Source organism: Caenimonas aquaedulcis, assembly GCF_015831345.1.
Classification (GTDB): domain Bacteria; phylum Pseudomonadota; class Gammaproteobacteria; order Burkholderiales; family Burkholderiaceae_C; genus Ramlibacter; species Ramlibacter aquaedulcis.
On sequence record NZ_JADWYS010000001.1, the window covers coordinates 2193999 to 2219579 of the forward strand.

29 protein-coding genes are annotated in these 25581 nt (G+C 69.2%); 10 read left to right on the forward strand and 19 right to left on the reverse strand.

Annotation, left to right across the window (positions count from 1 at the left end; genetic code table 11):
* Position 1: 1 nt before the first annotated feature.
* Genes I5803_RS10545 through I5803_RS10580 form a run of 8 tightly spaced genes read right to left on the reverse strand, consistent with a single transcriptional unit; the run spans position 2 to position 6563 of the window.
* A complete protein-coding gene (locus I5803_RS10545) occupies positions 2–1174 on the reverse strand; it encodes a beta-ketoacyl-ACP synthase (protein WP_196986322.1) in 1173 nt (390 codons plus the stop codon).
* A 28-nt stretch (positions 1175–1202) separates the two neighbouring features.
* On the reverse strand, positions 1203–2270 hold the full coding sequence (locus tag I5803_RS10550) for a class I SAM-dependent methyltransferase (protein ID WP_196986323.1): 1068 nt from the start codon (positions 2268–2270) through the stop codon (positions 1203–1205).
* Between the two features lie 29 nt (positions 2271–2299).
* The gene (locus I5803_RS10555) at positions 2300–2860 is read right to left on the reverse strand and encodes a LolA-related protein (protein WP_196986324.1); all 561 of its coding nucleotides are present in this window, start codon (positions 2858–2860) and stop codon (positions 2300–2302) included.
* Positions 2857–3741: a lysophospholipid acyltransferase family protein gene (locus I5803_RS10560; protein WP_196986325.1), complete on the reverse strand. Its 885-nt coding sequence runs from the start codon at positions 3739–3741 to the stop codon at positions 2857–2859. Before I5803_RS10560 ends, I5803_RS10555 begins: the two co-directional genes overlap by 4 nt.
* Entirely contained in the window at positions 3741–5459 is a 1719-nt protein-coding gene (locus I5803_RS22410; protein WP_196986326.1) for an AMP-binding protein, read from the reverse strand. The genes I5803_RS10560 and I5803_RS22410 overlap by 1 nt, the downstream gene beginning before the upstream one ends.
* 6 nt (positions 5460–5465) lie before the next feature.
* Entirely contained in the window at positions 5466–5876 is a 411-nt protein-coding gene (locus tag I5803_RS10570) for a COG4648 family protein (protein ID WP_196986327.1), read from the reverse strand.
* A 7-nt stretch (positions 5877–5883) separates the two neighbouring features.
* The gene (locus tag I5803_RS10575; RefSeq protein ID WP_196986328.1) at positions 5884–6177 is read right to left on the reverse strand and encodes a phosphopantetheine-binding protein; all 294 of its coding nucleotides are present in this window, start codon (positions 6175–6177) and stop codon (positions 5884–5886) included.
* A complete protein-coding gene (locus tag I5803_RS10580) occupies positions 6174–6563 on the reverse strand; it encodes a hypothetical protein (protein WP_196986329.1) in 390 nt (129 codons plus the stop codon). Before I5803_RS10580 ends, I5803_RS10575 begins: the two co-directional genes overlap by 4 nt.
* A gap of 183 nt (positions 6564–6746) precedes the next feature.
* Between I5803_RS10580 and I5803_RS10585 the strand changes: the two genes are divergently transcribed.
* Positions 6747–7253: a cupin domain-containing protein gene (locus tag I5803_RS10585; RefSeq protein ID WP_196986330.1), complete on the forward strand. Its 507-nt coding sequence runs from the start codon at positions 6747–6749 to the stop codon at positions 7251–7253.
* Positions 7254–7360: 107 nt separating this feature from the next.
* A complete protein-coding gene (locus tag I5803_RS10590; RefSeq protein WP_196986331.1) occupies positions 7361–8266 on the forward strand; it encodes a recombination-associated protein RdgC in 906 nt (301 codons plus the stop codon).
* Here the strand turns inward: I5803_RS10590 and I5803_RS10595 are convergent.
* From I5803_RS10595 to I5803_RS10605, 3 genes are read right to left on the reverse strand one after another with little or no spacing between them, the layout of a single operon-like run.
* Complete coding sequence (locus I5803_RS10595; RefSeq protein WP_196986332.1) at positions 8263–9819, reverse strand: fatty acyl-CoA synthetase; 1557 nt, start codon at positions 9817–9819, stop codon at positions 8263–8265. The two genes, I5803_RS10590 and I5803_RS10595, sit on opposite strands and share 4 nt — an antisense overlap.
* Before the next feature lie 60 nt (positions 9820–9879).
* On the reverse strand, positions 9880–11010 hold the full coding sequence (locus tag I5803_RS22415; protein ID WP_354001648.1) for a PAS domain-containing sensor histidine kinase: 1131 nt from the start codon (positions 11008–11010) through the stop codon (positions 9880–9882).
* Positions 11011–11017: 7 nt separating this feature from the next.
* Positions 11018–11821 carry an alpha/beta fold hydrolase gene (locus I5803_RS10605; RefSeq protein WP_196986333.1) on the reverse strand — a complete coding sequence of 268 codons (804 nt, stop codon included), beginning with the start codon at positions 11819–11821 and terminating at the stop codon, positions 11018–11020.
* Between the two features lie 226 nt (positions 11822–12047).
* Between I5803_RS10605 and I5803_RS10610 the strand changes: the two genes are divergently transcribed.
* The 3 genes from I5803_RS10610 to I5803_RS10620 all read left to right on the forward strand — a co-directional run bounded on the left by I5803_RS10610 (position 12048) and on the right by I5803_RS10620 (position 14540).
* On the forward strand, positions 12048–12350 hold the full coding sequence (locus tag I5803_RS10610; protein WP_196986334.1) for a hypothetical protein: 303 nt from the start codon (positions 12048–12050) through the stop codon (positions 12348–12350).
* Positions 12351–12475: 125 nt separating this feature from the next.
* A complete protein-coding gene (locus I5803_RS10615; protein ID WP_196986335.1) occupies positions 12476–13750 on the forward strand; it encodes a hypothetical protein in 1275 nt (424 codons plus the stop codon).
* 34 nt (positions 13751–13784) lie between these two features.
* Complete coding sequence (locus I5803_RS10620) at positions 13785–14540, forward strand: YecA/YgfB family protein (RefSeq protein ID WP_196986336.1); 756 nt, start codon at positions 13785–13787, stop codon at positions 14538–14540.
* A 24-nt stretch (positions 14541–14564) separates the two neighbouring features.
* Here I5803_RS10620 and I5803_RS10625 read toward each other — a convergent pair whose 3' ends face one another.
* Positions 14565–15572 (reverse strand): carbohydrate-binding domain-containing protein, encoded by a 1008-nt coding sequence (locus I5803_RS10625; protein WP_196986337.1) that lies wholly within the window; start codon positions 15570–15572, stop codon positions 14565–14567.
* Positions 15573–15755: 183 nt separating this feature from the next.
* On the opposite strand from I5803_RS10625, the gene I5803_RS10630 reads away from it, so the two are divergent.
* The 4 genes from I5803_RS10630 to I5803_RS10645 are packed head-to-tail and all read left to right on the forward strand — an operon-like array spanning position 15756 to position 19550.
* The gene (locus I5803_RS10630; protein ID WP_196986338.1) at positions 15756–16346 is read left to right on the forward strand and encodes a TetR/AcrR family transcriptional regulator; all 591 of its coding nucleotides are present in this window, start codon (positions 15756–15758) and stop codon (positions 16344–16346) included.
* A gap of 32 nt (positions 16347–16378) precedes the next feature.
* Positions 16379–17080 carry an SDR family oxidoreductase gene (locus tag I5803_RS10635; protein WP_196986339.1) on the forward strand — a complete coding sequence of 234 codons (702 nt, stop codon included), beginning with the start codon at positions 16379–16381 and terminating at the stop codon, positions 17078–17080.
* Positions 17077–18447, forward strand: coding sequence for an MATE family efflux transporter (locus I5803_RS10640; protein WP_196986340.1), 1371 nt, complete (start codon positions 17077–17079; stop codon positions 18445–18447). Before I5803_RS10635 ends, I5803_RS10640 begins: the two co-directional genes overlap by 4 nt.
* Before the next feature lie 44 nt (positions 18448–18491).
* On the forward strand, positions 18492–19550 hold the full coding sequence (locus I5803_RS10645) for an aldo/keto reductase (RefSeq protein WP_196986341.1): 1059 nt from the start codon (positions 18492–18494) through the stop codon (positions 19548–19550).
* On the opposite strand, the gene I5803_RS10650 is transcribed toward I5803_RS10645, so the two are convergent.
* Entirely contained in the window at positions 19538–20650 is a 1113-nt protein-coding gene (locus tag I5803_RS10650) for a PQQ-dependent sugar dehydrogenase (protein ID WP_196986342.1), read from the reverse strand. The two genes, I5803_RS10645 and I5803_RS10650, sit on opposite strands and share 13 nt — an antisense overlap.
* A gap of 33 nt (positions 20651–20683) precedes the next feature.
* Here I5803_RS10650 and I5803_RS10655 point away from each other — a divergent pair, with 33 nt between their 5' ends.
* Positions 20684–21457, forward strand: a complete 774-nt coding sequence (locus I5803_RS10655) for a ferredoxin--NADP reductase (protein WP_196986343.1) — start codon at positions 20684–20686, stop codon at positions 21455–21457.
* Positions 21458–21482: 25 nt separating this feature from the next.
* Here the strand turns inward: I5803_RS10655 and I5803_RS10660 are convergent, their stop codons facing one another.
* The 6 genes from I5803_RS10660 to I5803_RS10685 all read right to left on the reverse strand — a co-directional run bounded on the left by I5803_RS10660 (position 21483) and on the right by I5803_RS10685 (position 25560).
* Positions 21483–21683, reverse strand: coding sequence for a hypothetical protein (locus tag I5803_RS10660; protein ID WP_196986344.1), 201 nt, complete (start codon positions 21681–21683; stop codon positions 21483–21485).
* A 173-nt stretch (positions 21684–21856) separates the two neighbouring features.
* Positions 21857–22048 carry a DUF3606 domain-containing protein gene (locus I5803_RS10665; protein ID WP_196986345.1) on the reverse strand — a complete coding sequence of 64 codons (192 nt, stop codon included), beginning with the start codon at positions 22046–22048 and terminating at the stop codon, positions 21857–21859.
* A gap of 87 nt (positions 22049–22135) precedes the next feature.
* Positions 22136–22813, reverse strand: coding sequence for an HAD family hydrolase (locus I5803_RS10670; RefSeq protein ID WP_196986346.1), 678 nt, complete (start codon positions 22811–22813; stop codon positions 22136–22138).
* Positions 22810–23250, reverse strand: a complete 441-nt coding sequence (locus tag I5803_RS10675) for a YchJ family protein (RefSeq protein ID WP_196986347.1) — start codon at positions 23248–23250, stop codon at positions 22810–22812. Before I5803_RS10675 ends, I5803_RS10670 begins: the two co-directional genes overlap by 4 nt.
* A complete protein-coding gene (locus tag I5803_RS10680) occupies positions 23247–24377 on the reverse strand; it encodes an acyl-CoA dehydrogenase family protein (RefSeq protein WP_196986348.1) in 1131 nt (376 codons plus the stop codon). Before I5803_RS10680 ends, I5803_RS10675 begins: the two co-directional genes overlap by 4 nt.
* Position 24378: 1 nt before the next feature.
* The gene (locus I5803_RS10685; protein WP_196986349.1) at positions 24379–25560 is read right to left on the reverse strand and encodes an acetyl-CoA C-acyltransferase; all 1182 of its coding nucleotides are present in this window, start codon (positions 25558–25560) and stop codon (positions 24379–24381) included.
* Positions 25561–25581 lie beyond the last annotated feature (21 nt).

Genomic DNA, 25581 nt, shown 5'->3' on the forward strand with positions numbered 1-25581 from the left:
GTCATCGCGCCAGGCTGAAGACCAGCGCGCAGTTGCTGCCGCCGAACCCGAAGTTGTTGCTCATCGCGTGCGCGAACTTCGCGGCGGCCGGCGCGGTGACGACATCGACGTCGAGTTGCGCGTCGGCCTCGCGCCAGTTCGCGGCAGGCGGCAGCGACTGGTGCGCCAGGGCCTGCGCCGTGACGATCGCCTCCACGATGCCCGCGGCGCCCAGCGTGTGCCCGGTCACGCCCTTGGTGGACGACACCGGCACGCGATGCGCGCCGAAGACCGCGCGGATGCCGGCGGACTCGGACTTGTCGTTGGCCTGCGTCGCGGTGCCATGTGCGTTCAGGTAACCGATATCGCCCGGGGCGAGCCGCGCGGCGTCCAGCGCCGCGCGCATCGCGGCCTGGGCGCCCTCGCCCTCCGGATGCGGCGTGGACATGTGCCAGGCGTCGCTCGACTCGCCGCCGCCGGCGAACAGCACTTCGGCGGGCGTGCGCTCGAGCAGGGCGAAGCCGCCGGCCTCGCCGATGGAGATGCCCTTGCGCGCAGCGTCGAACGGGCGGCACACCTCGTCGGACAGGAGCTGCAGGCCGTCGAAGCCGTGCAAGGTCGACAGGCACAGGCTGTCGACGCCGCCGACCACCGCGCAGTCCACCAGCCCGAGCTCGATCCATCGCTGCGCGGTGAGGAACACCTTCGCGCTGGACGAGCACGCCGTGGACATCGTGGCCATCGGGCCTTGCAGCCCGAGCACCTGGGCGGTGAAGCGGCACAGCGCATCGACCGAGTGCACGCGCCGATAGTCGAAGGATGCGGGCCACGCGCCGGTCTCCCGCCGCGCCGCATAGGCGAGCTCCGTGCTGCGGATGCCGGAGGTGCTGGTACCGAGGACCAGGCCGACACGGCCCGCGCCATGCCTCGCGACGGCCGCGGCGACGGCGCGGCGAAACCCTTCGTCGCGCAAGGCGAGCCAGGCGAGCCGGTGGTTGCGGCAGTCCCAGGCCTGCCATTCAGGCGGCAGCACGGCCTCGTCCACACCCGGCACCGCGCCCAGCCAGCAGGGCAGCTCGCACCAGTCGAGCGGATTGGGCCTCAGCGCCGTGCGGCCGAGCGAGGCGGCCTCCCACAGCGAGGCCACGTCATGGCCGGCGGGGTGCACGATGGTGGTGGCGGTGAGTCCGAGCACGTGGTTGCTTTTCGAAGTAGGTGCGGCGTCAGGACGCGACCCTGCATTCCAGCAGGGTGTGGTAGCCGCCGACGCCGTCGGTCAACGAGGAGATCTCGAGTCCGGCGCGCTGGACGAGGCCCAGGAACACGGAGGAATCGTACATCTGGCTATTGCCGTTCGCAACGCAGCTGAAGTAAAGCGAGGTCTGCTGCAGGCTGAAGGCCGCCGCCTCGAAACGCTGGCGGTCCCAGAACAGCTCCAGGACCCAGAGGCGACCGCCCGGCTCCAGGCACTCGCCCGCCTTGCGCAGGATGTGGACGACCTGGTCCTCGGAGAAGCAATCGAGGAACTGGCTCATCCACACGAGGTCGTAGCCCCGCGGCAGCGCGAGCAAGGGATCGAGCAGGTCCATCGGGTGCGGGTGCGCGCGTTGCGCGACGCCCGCCGCCTCGAGCCTTGCGCGCGCGCGATGGAGCTGTGGCTGCAGGTCGACCAGGCCGACTTCGAGCTGGGGCAGCCGCTGCAGGCACATCTGCGCCCACTTGCCCGTGTTGCAGCCGATGTCCAGCAGCTTGCGCGGCGGCGCCGCGGCCAGGCGTTCGCACATCACGGGGAAGGCGCCGTCGGAGTAGAAATGGTCGAACGCATGCCAGCTCGAAAGCGCGGGCTCCGGCATGACCGACAGGCCTTCGTAGAGCGTCGGCCACGGACCGAGTTCCTTCAGGCCCGCAGGGCGGCCCTGCATGAGCGATTCGTCCAGGTGCGCGGCCGCCTGGTAGCAGACGTCTCGCGTGAAGTCGAAGTTCACGCGCGTCATCTCGTCGTCCAGCAGGAAGCGGCCGAGCCGGCCGAGGAAGTAACGGCCCTCCTGGCGCCACACGATGTGCAGGCCGAGGCCGGCTTCGAGCAGCACGCGTGCCGCATACACGGAGAGGCTCGTGGCCTGCGCCACTTCCTCGATCGTCCGCCCGACGGGCTTTCCGGTTTCCGAGAGGGCCGCGAGCACGCCCCGGTCCCGCATGACGGCCGTAGCCTGGAATGCCAGCGGGGCGAAGGCGAGCCACTGGGCGGCCGTGACGGCCTCCATCGCATTCAGCGGATCCTTGTCGTACATCGTTGCCTTCTGGGTGGTGGGGGATGGGCTCAGGGCTTCAGGCGCGTGGTGGTGCGCTCGCCGTTCTTCAGGGTGACGACAATGACCTGCAGCTGGCCCTGCGTGCCTTGCAGCTGCGCATGCTCGAGGTAGCGCGAGGCCTGCGCGCTGCGCGGCTGCAGCTGCGCGGACCACACGCGCTCGTCGCCGCTCAGCTCGATGCGGAAGTCGCGCTGCAGCGCGGCGAAGTCGCCCGTCACCACCTGCCGCAGCAGGTCCGACAGCGCGGCGACCGCGGGCACCTGCGCAAACAGGATCTGCTTCGTCTCCTTGCCGCCCGGCCCCGTCCACTCGATGCGGTCGGCGAGCAGGCGCCAGGTTTCCTCGCGCGGCGAGTCCACGCGCTTTTCGAGGCCGCCGGGAATGACGCGCAAGCTGCCGCGGCTCATGGCGGGCGTCGACAGCCAGGGCGACTCGCGCTCCTCCTGGAACGTCACCGCCGACGGGGGCGCGGACCGCAGCAGTCGCTCGAGTTCGGCCACGGTAAAGGGCGCCGCCGCAGCGTGCAGCCAACCCAGCATCAGCGACAGCAGCAAGGCCAATCGCTTCATGCGCGCTCCCCGGCCGACCAGTACGGATAGAAGTTGAACCAGTTGAGGGGATAGCGGCGCGCGTAGTGCTCCAGCTTTCCCGCGTAGCGGTCCACCACCGGCTGCAACGAGGCGCCGCGACTGCCTTGCGCCGCGGGGTCGCCGAACTCCAGGAATTCGATGCGGTAGCGGTTGCCGCCCTCGTACACGCCGAAGCACATCAGCACCGCGGCGCGGCTGCGCGCCGCGAGCACGTGCGGCGCGACGGGCAGCCCCACGGGACGACCGAGGAACGGCGTCGCCAGGCTCGCGCCGGCGCCGTCCACGCGATCCGCGAGGATGCCGACGATGCCTCCGCCGGTGAGGATCTCGTGCGCGCGCAGGTAGCTGTCGGGCCGCCCGAGCGGGATCACCGTGAGCGTGCCTTCGTCGATGCCCGCGATGCGCCGCAGGCGCGCGCGCGGGTCGACATGCATCAGCACGCTGACGGGGCGCCCGTCCATCGCGCGGTTGGCAAGCATCATCAGGTCGAAGCTGCCGAGGTGGGAGCCGAGGAGCACGCAGCCGCGCCCGTCCTGCAGGGCGCGATCCAGCAGGGCGACGCCCTCGATCGTCACCTCGAAGCGGTCGAAATCGCCCGCCGCCATGTAGACGCGATCGAGCAGCGTCGCCGCGAAACTGTAGATGTGCGCGAAGACCTCGCGCAGGCGCGCGGGCCGCCCGTACACGGCCGACAGGAATTCCAAGGAACCCGTGCGCGCCATGCGATCGGTGACGACGAAGTACAGCACGATGGGATAGAGCAGCGCGCGGCACAGCGGCCGTCCCGCGCGGCGCGCGAGCCACACGATCAACGTGATCAGCCAGGCGCTGCCGCGCTCGGCCTTGGCGCTCCAGCGCATCACGACACCGTCTCCACGGAAAGGGTCGCGGCGCCTTCGGCCACGAGCACCGGCGCACCGCCGCGTGCGACCGTGACGCGGAAATTCATGCGCGCCCCGTCGATCCCGCAGTGGCATTGCGCGGGTTCGTCCGGCAGAAGCGCCGCGGTGAACTTCGCACGCTGCACGCGCGCGATGGCCCGTCCGGTGCGGCGCTGCACGGCATCGAACACCCGGTCGAGCAGCAGCACGCCCGGCACCACGGGCCGGCCCGGAAAATGGCCCGGCAGGCAGGGGTGATCCCCTGCCACGGCGAAAGCGAAGTCGAGGACTGACGGCGCAGAGGAACCGGGAGCGCGTGCGCCATGGGCCGGGTTGCGCCGGGCATGGAGCGCATCGAGCGCGGCGCGCGGCAGTTTGCCGAGTTCCGAGCGGGGCAGCCGTTCGACATGGATCAAGGTACGCGGAAGGAACACGGGGTCCATTCTCTCGCGCAGCCAGCGCAGCGCGGCGGATTTGTCGAGCGGCGCGCCCGCATGGATGAGCACGAGGCGCTCGGTGGCCGATCCGGTCTGCGGCAGGTAGAACACGCCATCCGTCACCCCCGGCATGTCCTGCAGCAGCAGGTTCAGCCCCGTGAGCGAAGCGCGGCGGCCCGCGATCTTGATCAGGTCGCCCTGCCGGCCGAGCAATTCGAAGCTGCCGTCCGCGTCGAACGCGACGGCGTCGGAGAGCTGGCGGGGCGAGGTGAAGTGCTCGCCCCAGACTTCGCTGCCCTCGGCCGCGGACGCGATGCGAACGCCCGCCACCGGCCGCCAACGTCGCTCGGCGGCGGTGCGGCGCATCGCGACGACGCCCGTCTCCGTCGATCCGTAAATCTCCAGCACGGGCGCGCGCGTCAACGCTTCGCAGCGCGCCGCGAGTTGCGCCGCAAGCGGCATGGTGGAGGCCAGCACGAATGCGCAGCGCGGCAGCGTCTCGGCCGCCTGCGCGAGCGCGCGCAGGTGCAGCGGTGTCGCGACCCATGCGGTGAGGCCCGCCGCATCGTCGAAGGCGGCGCGAACATCGCCGGGCAGCAAGGGCTTGGCATCCACCACCGCGAGGCCCGTCGCCAGCGGCAGCATCACCGAACTCTCCAGGCCGAACATGTGCTGCGGCGGAACGCTGCACACGAGCTGCCGCACCGCCTGCAGCCCGCCCGCGACATCGCCGTCCAGCCGTTCGGCCAGCACCTGCGCGCCGCGCGCGAGCTGGCGCAGCGACTTCCACTGGGGCTGCGGCTGCCCCGTGCTGCCCGACGTGTGCAGGCAGACCTGCGGCGCGTCCCAGTCGGGCGACCATGCCAGCGGCGGATGCGACGCAGCGCCGCCGGATTCCGGCCGCGCGTCGATCAAGAGGCAACGTGCCATGCCGCCCCAGCGCCCATCGATCGCGCCGGCGTCGTCGACCACGATCACGGGCGCGGCGCTCGATTGCAGCAGCAGCGCGAGGTCGGTGGGACCGCCGGAGGGCGGCAGCATCTGCACGCAGCCGCGCCGCAGCGCGGCAAGCCAGGCGATGAGGAATGCGCAACGGGAGGCGCACAGGTTGAAGACGATGCCGCCGGCCTCCAGCCGCTGCGCGAGCCGCAGCGATTCGGCGTGCACCTGCCGCCAGGTCCATGCCAACTCGCCGGTGACCGCGGTGCGGTCCAGGTAGCGCTCAGCGGCGGCGAGCGGGGTGTCGAGGAGTGCGTCCACGGCGAATCACTCCACCGGACGCCGGGGATGCCAGACGCTCCACGTGTCGCGCAGCTGCTGGCCGAGCCCGGGGAAGGACTTGCCGGGAAAGAACAGTGGCCGCAGCTGGTGCTCGCCGACGAACAGGAGGATCGCGCCGGCCCACACCCACGCGCCGGCGCCCGCCCCGGCGTCGCGCCAGCCGATGGCCAGCGCCGCCGCGCCGGCGAAGTACAGGGACCAGAGGGCGGTGAGCCCGCGCGTGTAACGGCGCATCGCGGGCGTCATGTCGGGGTCGCTCACGCGTGCGATCTGTTCGATGAGGGGGATGCGGCCCGCACGCAGCGTGCGCCCGAAGAAGAACGCGGAACCGGCGAGGAAGCAGGCGGACGCCACGCGCCAGAAGGCTGGTGCGTCCAGCGGCTCGAACCAGTCCACGGGAGGCTCAGCGCTGCGCGGCGAGCGTGCCGGCGATGTGGTCGGCGAGGCTTTGCATCGAGGCGAAGATCGCCTCGTTGTTCGGGTCGCCGGCCTTCAGCTTGACGCCGTAGCGCTGCTGGACGAGCAGGGAAATCTCCAGCACGTCCAGCGAATCGAGGTCGAGCCCTCCGCCGAAAAGGGGCGCGAGGAGGTCGATCTCGTCCGGATTCACATCCTCGAGATTCAACCCCTCGACCACGAGGGCGGCGAGGTCCCTGGCGGAGACCTGCGCGGCGGGCCCGTCCACGTTCAGGCTCATGACGCGGACAGTTGCGCGTTGATGCTGCGCGTGAGGTTCTGGATCCAGCCGTTGTAGTTCTTGTGGATCTGGCCGTCCTTCTCGTCCAGGCCTTCGCTGGAGCGGTACTTGATGCTGTAGCTGTTGGCCGTGTAGGGGATCGCGACCACGGCCACGTGCTTGCGCAGGTTCAGCGTGCCGACCAGCGTGTTGTTGCCTTCGTCCTTCATCTGCCAGCCCAGGCCCGCGCCGGCGCGCACGATCGCGGCACGAACCTGCTCGCGCGTGAGCGGCTTGCCCGAAGCGCTGGTGGCAGCGGCCTGGTCGACGTTCTGGATGGGCATCGTGTTGCAACCCGCCAGGGCGACGGCGACGGCCAGCGCGCCGAAAACAACGTGAAAACGCATGGGAATCTCCTCCGGATGTTGATGATGGCGTCGGCAGCCCTCGCTGCCGGCTCGCCCATGGCACGACTTTGAATGCGCGTCGCATCCTGGGCAACGGCAATTCTAGCGAAGCGGTTTTCGTCTCCATGAAAAGTCACTGTGGCCTAGCCAATAAACAACAGGGGGAAGTCCTATCATGTCTGCATGACCCACACCCTTCCCGCCTTCGCCGCCCAGGTGCGCGGCATCCTGCTCGAGGACGACACGCCCGCGGGCCGCGAGAAAGTCGCGGCGCTGGTGCGCGAGGCGCTGGCCGACCGGTCCTTCATCGAGTCCCTGTTCGACGAGGCGTCGCCCGAGCGCAAGGTGGTCTACGAAGACCCCGAGCTGGGTTTCTGCATCCTCGCGCACCGCTACACGGGCGCGAAAAACAGCCCGCCGCACGATCACGGGCCCTCGTGGGCGATCTACGGCCAGGCCGACGGCGAAACGGTGATGACCGATTGGGAACTGCTGGAAGCCGCGACGCCGGACAAGCCGGGCAAGGTGAGGCAAGTGCGCGAATATTCGCTCACACCCGGCGTGGCGCACGTGTACAACGAAGGCGACCTGCACGCGCCGAGCCGCGCGGGGCCGACGCGCCTCCTTCGCATCGAAGGAACCAACATGGAACGCGTCGCGCGGATGAAGTACGAGCCCGTGCAGGAATAGCCGATCGCGCGATGGAATTTGAAACCGCATGCAGCAAGTGCGGATGACAGGCAGCGGCGCAGGCAGAATGCGAACCCTCCACGAATCCGCATTCCATCGCAAAGCCCATGCCCCTTTTCAAGAACATCGTTTTCTACCGCATCGCCGCCGACTGGGCGCCGCCATCCATGGAGCGTCTGGACGCGCAGCTGCAGCGGCTCGCCTTCACCCCTTGCCAACCCACGCAGGAACTTTCCACGGGCTGGATCCCGCCGCGCGGCGCCGAGCACGGCGCCATGGTGGAGGGCGTGAACGGGCAATGGATCCTCAAGCTCGCCGTCGAACGCAAGGCCGTGCCCGGCGCCGCCGTGCGTGCCGAACTGGAGGCGCGCTGCAAGCAGGTCGAGGCGCAGACCGGCCGCAAGCCGGGTCGCAAGGAGAAGTCGGAGATGAAGGACGAGATCGTCCTCACCTTCCTGCCGCGCGCGTTCAGCAAGCACGCGACGCACTCCCTCTGGCTCGACCTCGAGCAGCGCTGCGTGGTCATCGCCGCCGGAAGCATGAAGGCGGCCGAGCCCGTGGTGAAGCACCTGCTCGACGTCATGGCGGAACTCGGCCACGCGATGCCGCTCGCCCCCGTCTCCACCTCCGTCGCGCCGGCCACGGCCATGGGCGAATGGCTTACGACCCGGCAGGCGCCGGAAGGCTTCGCGATCGAGCGCGACCTGGAGCTGAAGAATCCCGGCGAGGAGAAGTCCGTGGTGCGCTATGCACGCCACACGCTGGAGCTCGACGAGATCGCGCAGCACATCGGCGAAGGCAAGCTGCCCACGCAGCTCGCGATGACCTGGAACGACAAGGTGTCCTTCGTGCTCACGGAACAGCTGGGCATCCGCAAGATCGACATCCGCGACGTGGAGGAGACGCCCAAGGGCGAGGACGGGTTCGACGCGGACGTCGCGATCGCGACCGGTGAGCTCTCCATGCTGCTGCCGCAGCTGCTGGAGTCGCTGGGCGGGGAACTGGTCGCCTAGCGCGCGTAGCGCTCCCGCAACTCCCGCTTCAGCAATTTCCCGCTCGGGTTCTTCGGCAGGCTCTCCGCGAAGATCACGCGCTTGGGTGCCTTGAACCCGGCCATGTGCTTCGCGCAATGCGCGATGACCTCGGCCTCGGTGAGCGACTGGCCGGCCTTCACCACCACCACGGCCGCCACCGCCTCGACCCACTTCGCATCCGGCACGCCGATCACCGCGACTTCGCTCACCGCGGGCAGCTTGTAGATCATCTCTTCGACCTCGCGGCTCGCGACGTTCTCGCCGCCGCTCTTGATCATGTCCTTCTTGCGGTCCACCACGGTGATGAAGCCTTCGTCGTCGATGGTCGCGAGGTCGCCGCTGTGGAACCAGCCGCCGGCGAAGGCGGCCTTGGTCTTCTCCTCGTCGTGGAAATAGCCGAGCATCAGGTGCGGGCTGCGATGCACGATCTCGCCCACTTCTCCGCCGGGCTTCACATCGCGCAAGTCCTCGTCCACCACGCGCGTCTCCACGTTCAGCACCGCGCGCCCGCAGGAGCCGGGCTTCCTCAGCTGGTCCTGCGGGCCGAGCATCGTCGCCAGCGGCGCGATCTCCGTCTGTCCATACAAATTCCAGAAGCCGACCCCGGGCAGCCGGCGCGCGAGTTCCTTCAATACTTCCACCGGCATGATGGATGCGCCGTAGTAGCCCTTGCGCAAGCTGCGCATGTCGGTGGCGTCCAGCAGCGGCGAGCGCAGCAGCGCGATCCAGACGGTGGGCGGCGCGAAGAAGCTCGTAATGCCGTGCTTCGCGATCAGCGGCAACAGGTTGTCCGGCGTGGGCTTGGCGGTGACGATGCTGGTCGCGCCGACGTAGATGGCCGGGCCGAGGAAGACGTCGAGCTGCGCGCAGTGGTAGAGCGGCAGCGCGTGCAGCAGCACGTCGCCGCTCGCGATGTTCGCGTCCACCGCGCAGCTCGCATATTGCGAGATCACCGCGTCGTGCGTGAGCATCGCGCCCTTGGGCATCGATTCCGTGCCGCTGGTGTAGACGATCTGCGCGAGGTCGGTGCTCGCCAGTTGCGGCATCGCGGGCGCGGGTCCCCCGGTGCGCGCGAGCTCGTCGAAGGACGTCATGCCGGCCACCGGCTGCGACGGGTCTTCGGACGGCAGCCAGATGAATTGCTTCACCGACGTGTCCATCGCCGCCGCGGCCCGCGCCACCTCGGCCAGGCCGGAGTCGGTGGCCAGCGTCTGCGCGCCGGCGTGGCGCAGGATGTACGCCACTTCCTCCGCCTTCAGCATGAAGTTGATCGGCACCATCACCGCGCCCAGGCGCGCCAGCGCGAATCGGAGCGCCGCAAAACCGTGCGAATTGCGCGCGAGCACGGCCACCTTGCCGGCATGCGCCACACCCATCTTCGACAAGCCGGCCGCCACACGGTCGACCACCGCGTCGAACTCCGCGAAGGTCCATTGCGTGGCGCCGCACATGAGGCCGGGCTTGCGCGGGAAACGCTTCGCCGTGCGGTGCAGCAGGTCGGCGATGGTCTGGCGGCGGATGGCGGGGTCCATGCGGGTCTCCTTCAAGTGCGTCACATCGTAGCGGCGGGCACCCTCCCCATCAACCGGGCGTCACTGCCTGGGCAATCGCGCCGAGAAGGTCGTTCCCGCCTGCGCCGTGCTCTCGACCGCCATCACCCCCCCGTGCGCCTTCGCGATTTCGTTCACGATGTACAGCCCCAGCCCGACGGAGCGTTGCGCGCCCGCTTCGTCGCCGCGCGACATCGGCTTGAACAGCTCCGGCCGCAGCGACTGCGGAATCTCCGGCCCGAGGTTGTGCACGGCCAGCGTGAATTCGCGCTCATCGACGCGTGAAGTCACGGTCACCGGCGTGCCGGGCTGGCCGTACGCCATCGCGTTGGCGACGAGGTTGCCGATCATCTGCGCGAGCCGGTCGGGGTCGGCGAGGCATTCTCCTTCTCCCTCCTGCGCGTGGCGCAACTGCCGGTCCGGGAATGCGAGCGTGAGCTCGTCGACGCTGTCGGCCGCGATCCTGTGCGGGAGCACCGGCTTGCGCGTGACGGACAGCCCATTGCCCACGCGCGCCTGCGTGAAGTCCAGCAGGTCCGCGATCAGGCGGTTGGCGCGCTCGGTCGCGCGCGTCACCCGGCCGAGCACGTTGAGCTGGTTCGGCGTGACCTCGCCGCGCGACAGCAGCACCGCGCCCATCTGGATGGTGGACAGCGGATTGCGCAGGTCGTGGCTCACGATGCCCACCATCTGCTCGGCGAAGAGCGCCCGGTCCTTCGCCTCGGCCTGCAGGCGCTTCGCCTCGGTCACGGCGTCTTCCAGCTTGCGGCGCGAGGACACGAGCTCGCGTTCGTACTTGTCGCGATCGCGCGCGACGTAGAGCGCGATCTCGTGCACCCATCCGCCGCCGCCCCGGTCGCGGCGGATCGCGTTCATCACCATCGGGATGCCCGGGCCCACCTTGGGCACGAGCTCCAGCTTCACTTCCGAGACGGACCCCTGCATCTGCAGCAGGGGCTGCCAGTGCGTCTGGTGGAAGATGCGCCCGCCCATCGTGAAGAGCTCCTGCAACTTCTTCCTGCCGGCGAGCTCGCCGGGCTCGTAGCCCACCCAGTGGCACAGCGTGCGGTTGGCCCACAGGAAGACGCCCTCGCCGTCCGTCTGTGCGAGGCCGCAGGCGGCGTCCTGGATCGCGGTGAACGCGTCCGGCCAGGGTTCCGCGGGCTGTGTCACGGCCTGCTCAGTACCCCTGCCGGGCCAGGAAGGCGTCGATCGCGTCGGCGCTCGCGCCCGGCGCGCTCAAGTGCGGGCAGTGGCCCTGGTTCTCGATGATCGCGAGCGTCGCCTTCGGCAGCGTGCGCTGCAGGTACTCGCCGACCGCGCGCGGCGCGATGATGTCGTCGCTGCACTGCAGGATCAGCGTGGGCGTGTCGAGCTTGTGCAGGTCCGCGCGGTTGTCCGAGAGGAAGGTGACGCGCGCGAACTGCTTGGCGATTTCCGGGTCGGTGCGGCAGAAGCTGTTGGTGAGCTCCATGCCGAGCGCGGGCTGCTCCGGCGCGCCCATGATGGCCGGCGCCATGTTGCTGGCCCAGCCGAGGTAGTTGCTTTCCAGCGCCTCGAGCAGGCCGTCGATGTCCTTGCGCTCGAAGCCGCCCACGTAATCGCCGTCGTTGATGTAGCAGGGGGACGGGCCGACCATCACCTGCGCCGCGAAGCGCCCGGGCTTGGCGATGTCGGCGAGCATGCCGATCATCGCGCTCACCGAATGGCCCACGAAGATGGAAGGCCCCTCGGCGAACTCGTCGACGATCTCGCACACGTCGTGCGCATAGCCGTGCAGCGAGTCGTACCTGGTCCTGTCGTACGCGGCGAGGTCGGAGTTGCCACTGCCCACCAGGTCGAAGAGCACGGTGCGAAAGCGCCCGGCATACGTGGGCGCCATCAGCCGCCACATGTTCTGGTCGCAGCCGAACCCATGGGCGAAAAACACCGTGGCCGGACCTTTCCCCTGGACCTGGACGTTGTTGCGGCGTTGCACGCTCATGGGGGGAGGCCTTCCTGCTGGGATGCGCTGGAGCAAACAGCGCAACAGCCCGCACATTGTGCCTCCCGAGTGCGTCCGCGATGTAAAGCGCCCCCGGCGACACGGCGGCGCGGCGCGCGACGACCCGCTGAGACGCGGCGCTCCTACAGGAGCGGCGCCGCCCCGGGACGAGCATGGATGCAGGCGCGGCGACTCGCTTGCGCTCCCCACCCACGGAGATGACATCATGCGATTCGCCCTCCTTTGCGCCGCCGTCCTCGCCACCGCACCCGCATTCGCGGATGAGCTGGTCGCCGTCAACGGCGCCGACCAGGTCCGCCTGTCCGACAGCCCGTGCTCCAGCGAGAAGGTGCTGAGCCAGATCTCGCCGCGCGCACGCGCCATCCTGCGCGACGCGCGCGCCGTGGTGCAAGGCCAGTCCTTCAGCGCCTGCTGGGCCGTCGACGGCGAAGCTGCCCACCTGCTCTACGAAGACGGCGACCAGGGCCTGATCCCGCTGGCTGACTTCAAGCAGCCCGCCTCGGCCTGATCCGCGCCAAGAATTCCACGGTTTCGCAGCGTACGTAACGTAACGCTGCAGTCCCTTGCAGCCCGTGACGTTTGTTCGCGGGTGACTCGTCCTCACAATGGCCGCCTTTGGCTTTTGGAGTTCGGATGCAACAGGACGTGACGCGTGGATCGATGGTGATGGGTGTGCTCGCCCTGGCGCTGGCTGGATGCGGCGGTGGTGGTGGTGGGACGGACTCGCCCGCTGCGGCCGCGGTCTCGGCGCCATCCTCCTCGACTTCTTCCCCTTCGGCATCGCCGGGGACTTCGACGCAAGCTGCGTCGACCACTCCCGCCGCGCAGCTCCCCACCGCCAGCACCACGCCCTCCGGCGCCCTGGCCGCGGCGCCGATGCTGGCCGACTGCGAACTCTTCCCCGCCTCCGCGATCTTCAACACACGCATCGACGACACCTCGCGCTTCCCCGTCCACGCGCAGAGCGCCACCTGGAAGAACCTCGTGGGCACCTCGGTGCCGTTCAGCACCGACTGGGGCGTGAACGACAACCCCGCCAGCTACTCGACTTACTGGGGCATGCCGGTGAACATCATCGACGGCAGCGCCGCGACCACCGACTGGCCCGTCGTCTCCTACGACTTCTCCACCTCCGGGGTGAGCATGGAGCGCGGCTATCCCGACAAGAGCGACTGCGCCACCGTCGGCGGCGACGGCTACGCGATCACGCGGCCCTGCGGCGCGGTGCCCACCGGCCAGCGGCGCTTCCCCTTCCCCCTGTCCTCGCGCGTGCTCAACGAGGACGGCAACTGCAACGACCCCAACACCTGCGGCGACCGTCACCTGCTGGTCGTCGAGAAGGGCGCCTGCCGCCTGTGGGAGGCGTACTTCGCCTACCAGCTCTCCGGCCAGTGGTACGCGATGGCGACGGCGGCATGGGACATGAAGTCGCTCTCGCTGCGCCCCGACGACTGGGCCGCCGGCGATGCCGCGGGCCTGCCGATCACGCCGCTGCTCGCGAAGGCGGCCGAGGCCTCCTCCGGTGAGATCCGCCATGCGCTGCGCGTGAACTTCAGCGACGCGAAGCTGTCGCTGGAACACGTGTGGCCGGCGCGCTTCGCCTCCGGTTGGGACAACCCCGGCGCCATCCCCTTCGGCTCGCTGCTGCGGCTGCGCGCGGACTTCGTGATCCCCGACGACTGGACCACGCAGGCGAAGGCCCTGGCCACCGCGGCCAAACGCTATGGCCTGTACGTCACGGACAACGGCGCCGACTTCTTCGTGCAGGGCGAGCCTAATGCCGCGTGGGACCTGCGCACGAACGCGCAGATGCGCAACATCACGATGGCCGACATGGAGTTCGTCGACCTGAAGTCCGTGACCTCCGATCCGCGCTTTTCGAAGGACTCGATGGCGGCGAGCTGGTAAGGGTGCGCGTGCCCGCCTTGGCACAATCGGGCGCATGAGCCAAGCCAACGACAAACCCCTGGGTCCCGAGGATTTCGACGCGCAGGACGCCGAGCTGGATGCGCTGCGCGAGCACGACGAGGAGGTGCCGCAGTGGGAATTCTGCGAAGGCTTCCTCGCCGCGCTGGTGTGCACGCGCCGCGCGATCCCGCCGGAGGAATACTGGCCCGTGCTGCTGGGCGACGGCTTCAAGCCCAACGAGCACATGGAGTTCGTGTGGCGCTGGCGCCGGCGCTGGGAGGAAATCGCCGCGTCGCTGGACGCGCCGGTCGAGGACCTCGACGACGAACGCACCTTCCAGCCGGAGACGCTGGACACGCGCGGCGAACTGCTGATGCTGCCCGAAGCGGAGCGCGGCGACATCGACCTCTCCACGCTGCCCGCCTACGCGCAAGTGTGGGCGATCGGCTTCATGTATGCGGTGGAGACCTGGCCGGAAGAATGGGCCGCGCCGCGCGACAAGGACGCCGCGGAGATGCTGGACCAGGCGCTGGAGCGCATCGTCGTGCTCACCGAGGACGACACCGGCAAGCCGGAGGTCTCGATGATCGCGGAGGATGGCCCGCCCAGCGTGAGCACGGCGCGCCTGGACGATCTGGGCGCCGCGATCTGGGCGGTGTACGACCTGCGCCAGCTCTGGAAGAGTCTGGGCCCCAAGGTGGAAACCGTGCGCAAGGGCGAGCAGCCGGGCCGCAACGACCCGTGCCCGTGCGGCAGCGGCAAGAAGTTCAAGAAGTGCCACGGCGCCTGAGCGCCGTGCACGAACTTCAGCGCATCAGATGAATTCGATGCCGCTCTGGTTGACGCCGACGAGGTGCGCCGCGTTGTAGTTCGACTCGGCGGCGATCACCGCGAGTTCGCCGCGCGTGTTCGCGCCCGAGTCCAGCATGCTGGTGTAGGAAGCCAGGTCGCTCGCGCTCGGGTCGCTGCCGGTGAGGTTGTGATACACCAGCTTCACGAAGTCCGAGTTGGAAGCCGAGCCCGCGAGTTGCGTCACGAGCGGCAGCGAGGTCGCCAGGGTGGCGAGTTGCAACTCCGTGACGCCCGCGTCCGCCAGGTTGAGGCCGATGCCCACGTACTGCTCGTTGGCGAGGTAGGCCTCGCCGAACACCGCGGCGATCAGCTTGGCGACGGTGCCGGCGTGGCCGTTCATGTCGAGCGCCAGGCTCAGGTCGCTGAAGTGCACGCGCTCGACGTTGGCCATGTTGACCGTCTCTCCGTTGCCCGACACGGTGTAGCCCGCCGACGTGGCGGCGACCGTGTAGCTGGCCTTCGCATGCGTGAGGTACAGGGTGTCGAGGCCGGCGGCGCCGTCCACCGAGACCGTGCCCGGTGCGTGCACCGGTGCGTTGGCGACGACCGCGCCGGAGAAATTGAGCGCACCGCCCCAGTTCAGGTCGGACTGGCCGGGAATGGTGGAACCGTCGGCGCTGCGGAAATAGCTGGCCGACGTCACGGGCAAAACCGTTCCGTTCAGCGTGATGCTGGACACGTACAGGTTGCGGTCGCCCGCCGTGTAGCTCTGCTGCTCGTCGTTGGTGTATTCCAGGCTCACGGTGCTGGGCGTCACGCCCGCGGGAATCTGCACGGACACCGTCTGCGTGGCGCCGATGGCGTGGTCCGCATTGATGGTCACGCCGGAGACGAGCTTCTGGCCGTTGACGAGCACGTTGATGACCGGGTAGACGCCGCCTTCGGCGGAGGAGCCGCTCAGCGTCAGCAGCAGGTTGCTGCCGAAGGGTTGGATCGCGTCGTTGCCCGCGGTGCCGTTGAAGTCTGCCATGGGTAGCCTCTCACATTGGTTGGTTCGATGGTCCAGACTCTACGCAGCGACCCCTGCCTCTGCCATGGCGCATTCGGACTACGCGAGGGGCGCAAGGGTTTCAGGGTGTGACCGATGCGCACATCTTCGACACATTTGACCCTCTAAATATGATGGTCATCATATTTTGGCATGATGCGGGCCATGGACACTCCCGCCACCAAGAAGGAACTCACGCACCGCCGCATCGTGGAGACCGCCGCGCGCGCCATCCGCCGGGGCGGCTTCCATGGCGTGGGCGTCGCGGACATCATGAAAGAAGCCGGGCTCACGCACGGCGGCTTCTACGCGCACTTCGCCTCGCGCGACGCGCTGCTGGCCGAGGCGCTCGCGCAGGCCGGCCGCGAAAGCGGCGAGCGCATCGCCAAGGGCGCCGCGGCCAGGCAATCCGGCGGCGCCAGCGCGTTCCGCGCCATGGTGGACGGCTACCTGTCGGAGAGCCACGCGGGCGAGACCGAACGCGGATGCCCCGTCGCCGCGCTCCTCGGCGAGATGCCCCGGCAGGCGCCGGAAGTGCGCGCCGCCGCGTCGGAGCGCGTGCACGGCCTGATCGCCACCGTGCGCAAGGCGCTTCCCGCGGGCACGCCCGCATCGCATGCACCGCTCATCGCGAGCCAGCTCGTCGGCGCGCTGCAGATGGCGCGCGCGCTCGGCGACGGGGCCGAAGGCAAGGCCCTGCTCTCGCAGACGCGGCGGCACCTGCTCGCGCAATACGACGCCCCGTCCCGCTCCTAACACCCTTCCCTCCAAGACCCACAGGAATTGTCATGAAGCTCCACAACGCAGTCGTCCTCGTCACCGGCGCCAATCGCGGCATCGGGCTCGCCTTCGCGCGCGAAGCGCTCGCACGCGGGGCGCGCAAGGTCTACGCCGGCGCGCGCAACCCGGCGTCCGTCACGCTGCCCGGCGTGGAGGCCGTCCAGCTCGACGTGACGAGCGCCGCGGACATCGCGGCCGCCGCGCAGCGCTGCGGCGATGTCACGGTGTTGATCAACAACGCGGGCATCGCCTCCTTCGGCGGGTTCCTTGCGGAGGGCAGCATCGAATCCGCGCGCACGCAGATGGACACCAACTTCTTCGGCCCGCTGCTGCTCACGCGCGCCTTCGCCCCGGTGCTCGCGGCCCATGGCGGCGGCGCGCTGCTGAATGTGCTGTCCGTCGCGAGCTGGATCAACCGCCCCATGCTCGGCGTCTACGGCGCCACCAAGTCCGCCGCATGGGCGCTCACGAACGGGTTGCGGCACGAGCTGCGCGGGCAGGGCACGCAGGTGCTCGGCATGCACGTCGGTTTCGTCGACACCGACCTCACCAAGGGCATCGACATGCCCAAGTCCTCGCCCGACGTCATCGTCAAGCGCACGCTCGACGCCCTCGAGGCCGGCGCGGAGGAAGTATTGGCGGACGACATCACGAAGCAGGTGAAGCTCGGGTTGAACGCCGAGCCGCCGGTCTACCTGGCGGCCGCATGACCGCCGCCGCCGTACCGGCCGGCGCCATGTCGCGCACGCAGCAGATGCTGCTCGGGCCGCTGGTGCCCACGCTGCTGCGCCTGGCCGCGCCGAACATCATGGGCCTCTTCGCGATGACGCTCGTCATCGGCTACGACGGCTTCATCCTCGGCCGCCTCGGCGCGGATGCGCTCGCCGGCGTCGCGCTCGTGCTGCCGCTGTCGATGCTGATGCTGCAGATGTCGGCGGGCGGCATCGGCGGGGCGACGACGGCCGCGGTGGCGCGTGCGATCGGCGCGGGGCAGCCCGGCGAAGCCAATCGCCTCGCGCAGCACGCGCTGGTGGTCGCCGCCGTCGCGGCGGCGCTCTTCACCCTTGCGCTGGTCGGCGGTGGAAGCTTCATCTACGCCGCCATGGGCGGGCGCGGCGCGCCGCTCGGCCAGGCGCTGGCGTATTCCAACGTGATCTTCGGCGGCGCCCTCCTCGTGTGGCTCACCAACGTGCTCTCCGGCGTGGTGCGCGGCGCGGGCAACATGCTGCTGCCGTCCCTCGTCCTGCTCGGGATGGCGCTCGTCCACCTCGTGCTGTGCCCGCTGCTCGTCTTCGGCGCGGGCGCGTGGCCCGGGCTGGGCGTCGCGGGCGCGGCCGCGAGCACCTTGACGGTGAACGCGCTCGCCAGCGCCGTGCTGACGGCGCACTTGCTGCGTCCCGCGGGCACCGTGCGACTGGGCAGCGCGCCCTGGGCGCTGCGCAAAGAGCCCCTGCGTGCCCTGCTGCGCGTCGGCATTCCCGCGTCCTTCAGCCCCGTGATCAGCAACGCGTCCATCGCCATCGCCACGGCCCTCGCGGGCAGCTACGGCACCGTGGCCCTCGCGGGGTACGGCGTGGCCGCGCGGCTGGAATACATCCTCGTGCCGATCGCGTTCGGCTTCGGCACCGCGCTCACGGCCATGGTCGCCACGAACATCGGCGCGGGCCAGCCCGAGCGCGCCCTGCGCGTGACCTGGACCGGCGCGGGCGTCGTATTCGCGATCACCGGCGCGATCGGCCTGGCCGCCGCGCTGGCACCGGCGCTTTGGATGAACCTCTTCACGCCCGACGCCGCGGTGCGCAGCTTCGGCGGGCTGTACCTGAACATCGTGGGCGGCTGCTACGGGCTCTTCGGCCTGGGCCTCGCCCTTTTCTTCGCGTCGCAGGGCGCGGGACGCATGGCCTGGCCGCTGACCGCGAGCATGGCGCGGCTCGTCGTGGTGGGCCTCGGCGGCTGGGCTTGCGTGCACGGGTTTCACGCGCCTGCCGCTGCGTTCTTCTTCGTCGTGGCGGCGAGCTTCGCGGCGTATGCGCTGACGCTCGCGGCTGCGATCCGGCTGGGCGGCTGGACGCGATAAGCCCACATCCGGCGTATGCTGGCGGGCCCCACCAGGAGTTCCCCATGCGCTACGTACCCCTCGGCCGCACCGGCCTTTTCGTCTCCGAACTGTGCCTGGGCACGATGACTTTCGGGGGCAGCGGCGAATCCATGTGGGCCAAGATCGGCGAACTGCAGCAAGCCGATGCGGAGCGGCTGGTGGGGCAGGCACTGGACGCGGGCATCAACTTCATCGACACGGCGGACGTCTATGCGGGCGGCGCGTCCGAGCGCATCACCGGCCAGGCGCTGCGCAACCTGAAGGTCGCGCGCGACCATGTGATCGTCGCGACCAAGTTCGGCCTCGAAGTGGACGCGCCGAACCCGAACGGCAAGGGCGCATCGCGCGGGCACATCATGGACAGCGTGAAGGCGAGCCTGCAGCGCCTTCAGCTCGACCATATCGACCTCTACCAGATCCACGGGTTCGACCCCGCGACGCCGATCGAAGAGACGGTGCGGGCGCTCGACCAGCTCGTGCGGCACGGCCATGTGCGCTACGTGGGCGTCTCCAACTGGGCGGCATGGCAGATCGTGAAGGCGCTGGGCATCTCGGAGCGCCTGGGCCTCGCGCGCTTCGAATCGCTGCAGTCGTACTACACGGTGGCGGGCCGCGACCTGGAACGCGAGATCGTGCCGATGCTGCAGAGCGAAGGCCTGGGCCTGATGGTGTGGAGCCCGCTCGCGGGCGGCCTGCTCAGCGGCAAGTACGGGCGCGACAAGCAGGGCGAGGCCGGCAGCCGTCGCGTCGCCTTTGACTTCCCGCCGGTGGACAAGGATCGGGCTTGGGACTGCATCGACGCCATGAAGCCCATTGCCGACAGCAAGGGCGTGTCGGTCGCGCAGATCGCGCTCGCGTGGCTGCTGCACCAACCGCGGGTGACGAGCGTGATCGTGGGCGCCAAGCGGCCCGAGCAACTCGCGGACAACATCGCCGCGACGACGGTGTCGCTCAGCGCCGCGGAACTCGACGCGATCGACAAGGCGAGCCGCCTGCCCCGCGAATATCCCGCGTGGATGCTGGAGCGCCAGGGCGAGATGCGCCGCAAGCAGCTCGCCGCGGCGGCCGCTCAGCGCTTGTAGGTGATGCGGTAGATCGCGCCGGCCGTGTCGTCGGCCACCAGCAGCGAGCCGTCGGGCAGCACTAGGACGTCGCTCGGCCGGCCCCACGCGCTTTGCCCCTCGAGGAAACCGGTGAGGAAAGGCTCGTACGCCACGGCCTTGCCGTCCTTCAGCCGCACGTTCGTCACGCGGTAGCCGCTCTTGGACGAGCGGTTCCACGAGCCGTGCTCGGCGATGAAGATGCTGCCGCGGTATTCCGGCGGGAACATCGTGCCGGTGTAGAAGCGCATGCCGAGCGACGCGACGTGCGCCCCCAGCTTCTGCGCGGGCGGTGTGAAGTCGCCGCAGGGGCGCTTGGCGCCGAACTCCGGGTCGGGCACGTCGCCTTGGTGGCAATACGGGTAGCCAAAGTGCATGCCGGCGCGCGGGGCGTGGTTCAGCTCGTCGGCGGGGAGGTCGTCGCCCAGCATGTCACGGCCGTTGTCGGTGAACCAGACCTGCTTCGTGGCCGGATCCCAGTCGAAGCCCACCGTGTTGCGGATGCCGCTCGCGAAGACTTCGATGCCGCTGCCGTCCGGGTTCATGCGCGCGAGGCGCGCATAGCGCGCACCGGGCTCGCAGATGTTGCAGGGCGCGCCCGTAGGCACATAGAGCTTGCCATCGGGGCCGAAGGCGAGGAACTTGCCGCCGTGGTGCGTGTCGGTGGTGAGCTTGTCGGTGACGAGCACCGGTGCGGGCGGCTTGTCCAGGGCCTTCTCGATGCCGTCGAAGCGCACGATGCGGCTCACGGCGGACACGTACAGGTTGCCGTCCCTGTAGGCCACACCCATGGGGATCTGCAGGCCCGTGGCGATCGTGTAGTTGCGCTGCGCCTTGAACGCCGCGTCGAAGCGCACCGCCTCCACCTTGCCCGCGCGCGACGATCCCACGAAGAGCGTGCCGCCGCTGCCATCCACCCGCCCCAGCGCCATCTGCCGGGCGTTGTCGACCTTCGCCCAGACTTCCGCCGTGAATCCCGCGGGGAGCTTGAGCTTGTCGACGGCAGGGTCCGCCGCGTGGGCGGGAGTGGCGATGCGAAGGAGGGCCAAAGCCCAGAGGCAGGCAGGAAGAATATGGCGCATGGCACACTCTAGTCCAAGACAACGGACTTTTGTATGAGCGCATTCAACGAGGAGCGGGTGCTGTCCATCCATCACTGGACCGACCGCCTGTTCACCTTCAAGACCACCCGCGACGCCTCCCTGCGTTTTTCCAACGGTCACTTCACGATGATCGGCCTGCGCGTCAACGACAAGCCGCTCTTGCGCGCGTACAGCATCGTGAGCGCCAACTACGAGGACCACCTCGAGTTCCTGAGCATCAAGGTGCCCGACGGTCCGCTCACGTCGCGCCTGCAGCACATCCAGGTGGGAGACACCGTCATCGTCGGCCGCAAGCCGACGGGCACGCTGCTCATCGACTACCTGTTGCCGGGCAAGCGGCTGTTCCTGCTGTCCACGGGCACCGGCCTCGCGCCCTTCATGAGCATCGTGCGGGACCCCGCGACCTACGAGAAGTTCGAGCAGATCATCCTCGTGCACGGCGTGCGGCAAAAGGATGAGCTGGCCTACCACGACCTGCTGGTCGAGCACCTGCCGGCGCACGAATTCCTGGGGGACATGATCAGCAGCCAGCTGCGCTACTACCCCACGGTGACACGCGAAGCGTATCGCAACATGGGCCGGGTGACGGACCTCATCCAGACGGGGAAGATGTTCGAGGACCTGGACCTGCCCCCACTGGATGCGGCGGGCGATCGGGTCATGATCTGCGGCAGCCCCGGGATGCTGCGCGACTTGAAGCACATGCTGGAAGGGCAGGGCTTCGTGGAGGGCAATACCTCCAAACCGGGTGCTTTCGTGATCGAGCGGGCTTTCGCGGAGCAATAAGCCCCGCCGGCCATCCGCGCCGCGATCAGTGGACGGTCTGGACGCGGGGGACCGACATCTCCCGCCCGACCATGGCGCGGGCATACAGGTAGTTGTTGCGCGCCTTCTCGCTCAGTCCATCGAGGTTCACCTGGCCCTGCGGGTCGCAGGGGAAGGCAAAGCCCCGGCCGCTGTCGAACAGCGACTGGAAGCGAAGTTCAAACTGGTTGGCGTTGGCGTCGATCATGGTGGATCTCCTGGAATCTGGCGGAAGGCAGAACACCTGCTCTCCTTGGTTCCACTATGGTCGACGGTCCGGGCCCTTCACATAGGCGCAAGCGGATTTCGGGACTCGGCGGGGAGCTTGCCAGGGCCATCAGTTTTGACTGACTGCCACCCGACCTTGTCCGACGCGGCGCTTCACCGGCCGGAAGGCCGGTCGCTGTTTTCGGAAGACAGATGCTCCCGGACCTTGTCGGCGCGGTCGCCCACGGCGGCCACGGCTTCCTTCACGCGCTTTTCGCTCACGTTGAAGTGCCGCGCCCACGCGCAGACGGCGTAGTCGTACTCGATATCGATGCGGTCGGACTTGGATTGCGTGGTGAGTGACATGAGTGCTCCCTGGTTGCAACCATGCTAGCGGCACCCTTCCGGTGCGGTGTAGGACGCAGCGGATGCGGCGTGCCGGAGCCGGGAGCTTCAGTCGAGCAGGCCGGGCAGATCGGCCATGGCCGTGAAGACATGGACGGCGCCCGCCCGGCGCAACGCCGCCGGCGCGTCGTGCCCTGCCTCGGACGGGCTGTAGCCGAAGACCGTAGCTCCCGCGGCCACGCCCGCGGTGACGCCGGTCACCGTGTCCTCCACGACGGCGCAGCGCTTCGGATCGACCCCCAGCGACGCGGCGGCCGCGAGGTAGACGTCGGGCGCGGGCTTGGAGCGCGGCAGCTCGTGGCCGCTGAAGATCCGGCCCTTGAAATAGGGCATGAGGCCGCACTTTTCGAGCTGGAGTTCCACCTTGAAGCGGTCCGCGCCGGAGGCGCAGGCGATGCGCCCCGAGAAACGCGCATGGACGGCCGCCACCGCCTCCACCGCCCCGGCGATCGCCTGCAGGCCGTGCATCAAGCCCTGGTTGCGGCGCTCGCGAAAGCGCACCATCCAGGCCTCGGTGAGTGGCTGCCCCGTGTGCGCCTCGATCAACGCACGCTCGTCCTTGACCGCCTTGCCGATGAAGATGCGCATGCATTCGGCGGGCGAGAGCTTCCAGCCCAGCTCCTCCAGCATGTCGCGCAGCACGCCATTGGTGATGGGCTCGCTGTCCACGAGCACGCCGTCGCAGTCGAAAAGCACGGCGTCGAAACGCGCCGGGGCGGGTGTCATTGCATGTCTCCATCGAGGTAATACCAGCGGCCGGACTCGCGCACGAAGCGGCTTGTCTCGTGCAGGCGAGCGCCGCGGCCCGCGATGCGGTAGCGCGCGACGAATTCGACTTGCGCATGGGTCGCGTCCATGACGCGATGGGCGCGCACCTCCAGGCCCAGCCACTTCGTGCCGGGCTCTAGGCCGGCCGACCCCGGACGCGTGTCGGGGTGCCAGGTGGCAAGGAGATACGGCTCGTCCTGCAGCACATGCGCGGTGTAGCGCGATCGCATGAGCGCTTGCGCGTCGGGCGCCGGCGTGCCCTCGACATCGCCAAGGAAAGGGCCGCAGCATCGGGCCAGTGAGAGGGGCTTGCGACGCGCATCCAGCCGTCCGCAGGGACAGGGTTGCAAGGCGGTCGCGGCAATGCCGGCTTGGGCGAGCTCGCCGGAACTCATGCCAGGGCGCGCTGGATGATGATCTTCTGGACGTCCGACGTGCCCTCGTAGATCTGGCACACCCGCACGTCGCGCCAGATGCGCTCGACCGGAAAGTCGCTCACATAGCCGTAGCCGCCGAGGGTCTGGATGGCGGCGCTGCACACGCGTTCGGCCATCTCGCTGGCAAAGAGCTTGGCCATGGCGGCTTCCTTCAGGCACGGCAGCCCCGCGTCGCGCAGGCTGGCGGCGTGCCAGATGAGCTGGCGCGCCGCTTCGATCTGCGTGGCGCAGTCGGCGAGGCGAAAGCCCACGGCCTGGTGGTTGAAGATCGCGGTGCCGAAGCTCTCGCGCTGCTTGGCATAGTCGAGCGCGACCTCGAAGGCGCTGCGCGCCATGCCGACGCTCTGCGCGGCGATGCCGATGCGCCCGCCCTCGAGCGCCGACAGCGCGATCCTGTAGCCCTCGCCCTCCTCGCCGATCAGGTTGGCGGCCGGGATGCGGCAGTGGTCGAAGTTGACCTGCGCCGTGTCGCTGGAATGCTGGCCGATCTTGTCTTCGAGCCGCGCGACGACATAGCCCGGCGTATCGGTGGGCACGAGAAACGCGCTCATGCCGCGCTTGCCCGCGCCCTTGTCGGTGACGGCGATGACGACCGCGAGGTGGCCGTTCTTGCCGCTCGTGATGAACTGCTTCACGCCGTCGATCACGTAGCCGTCGCCGTCCTTCACCGCCGTCGTCTTGAGCGCCGATGCGTCGCTGCCCACGTGCGGCTCGGTCAGGCAGAACACGCCGAGGAGCTCGCCCTGCGCGAGGCGCGTGAGCCACTGCTTCTTCTGCGCCGCATTGCCGTAGCGCATGAGGATCGCGTTGACCGGGCAGTTGGTGACGCTGATCGCGGTGCTGGTGCCGCCGTCGCCGGCAGCGATCTCCTCCAGGACCAGGGCGAGCGTGACGTAGTCCAGGCCCGCCCCGCCGAACTCCTCCGGCACGCAGATGCCGTAGGCGCCCAGCGCGGCGAGGCCCTTGTGCGCGTCATGCGGGAAGTGATGCTCCTTGTCCCAGCGCGCGGCATGGGGCCAGAGTTCTTCCTTCGCGAACGCGCGCACCGCGTCGCGGATCATTTCCTGGTCTTGGGAGAGAAGCATGTCAGAGCAGTTCGATCGCGACGGCCGTCGCCTCGCCGCCGCCGATGCACAGCGTGGCGATGCCGCGCTTCTTGCCGCGGGCTTTCAGCGCATGCATCAGCGTGACCATGATGCGCGCGCCCGACGCACCGATCGGGTGGCCCAGCGCGCACGCGCCGCCGTTGACGTTGACGATGTCGTGCGCGACCTTGAGCTCTTCCATCAGCGCCATCGGCACCACGGCGAACGCCTCGTTCACTTCCCACAGGTCGACGTCCGACACCTTCCAGCCCGTTTTCGCCAGCAGCTTCTGCACCGCGCCCACCGGCGCCGTGGTGAACCAGTTCGGCTCCTGCGCGTGCATGGTGTGCGCGACGATGCGCGCCAGCGGCTTCGCGCCGTGCTTCGTCGCGGTGGATTCCTTCATCATCACGAGCGCGGCCGCGCCGTCGTTGATGCTGGAGCTGGACGCGGCGGTGATCGTGCCGTCCTTCTTGAATGCGGGCTTGAGCGTCGGGATCTTGTCGAGCTTGACCTTGCCGGGGCCTTCGTCGATGGAGACCACGACTTCGCCCGCCCGCGTCTTGACCGTCACCGGCGTGATCTCGGCCGCGAACGCGCCCGATTCCGTGGCCGCCTTCGCGCGCTTCACGCTGGCGGTGGCGAAGGCATCCTGCGCCTCGCGGGTGAAGTTGTACTTCGCCGCGCACTCTTCGCCGAAGGTGCCCATGGCGCGGCCCGGCTCGTAGGCGTCTTCGAGACCGTCCAGCATCATGTGGTCGTAGATGCGGTCGTGACCGATGCGGATGCCGCTGCGGCCCTTGAGCAGGAGGTAGGGCGCGTTCGTCATGCTCTCCATGCCGCCCGCGACCATCACGTCGTGCGTGCCCGCGAGCAACATGTCGTGCGCGAACATCGCGGCCTTCATGCCGGAGCCGCACATCTTGGACAGCGTGACCGCGCCCGCGCTCTTGGGCAGCCCGCCCTTGAACGCGGCCTGGCGCGCGGGCGCCTGGCCCTGCCCCGCCATCAGGCAGTTGCCGAACAGGACTTCGCCGACGGCGTCGCCCGGGATGCCGGCGCGCTCGACGGCCGCCTTGATGGCGGCGCCCCCGAGGTCGTGCGCCGCGAGCGACGAGAAATCGCCCTGGAAGCCGCCCATGGGGGTGCGGGCGGCGCCGACGATAACGATGGAATCGGACATGAATTGCTCCTTCAAAAAATA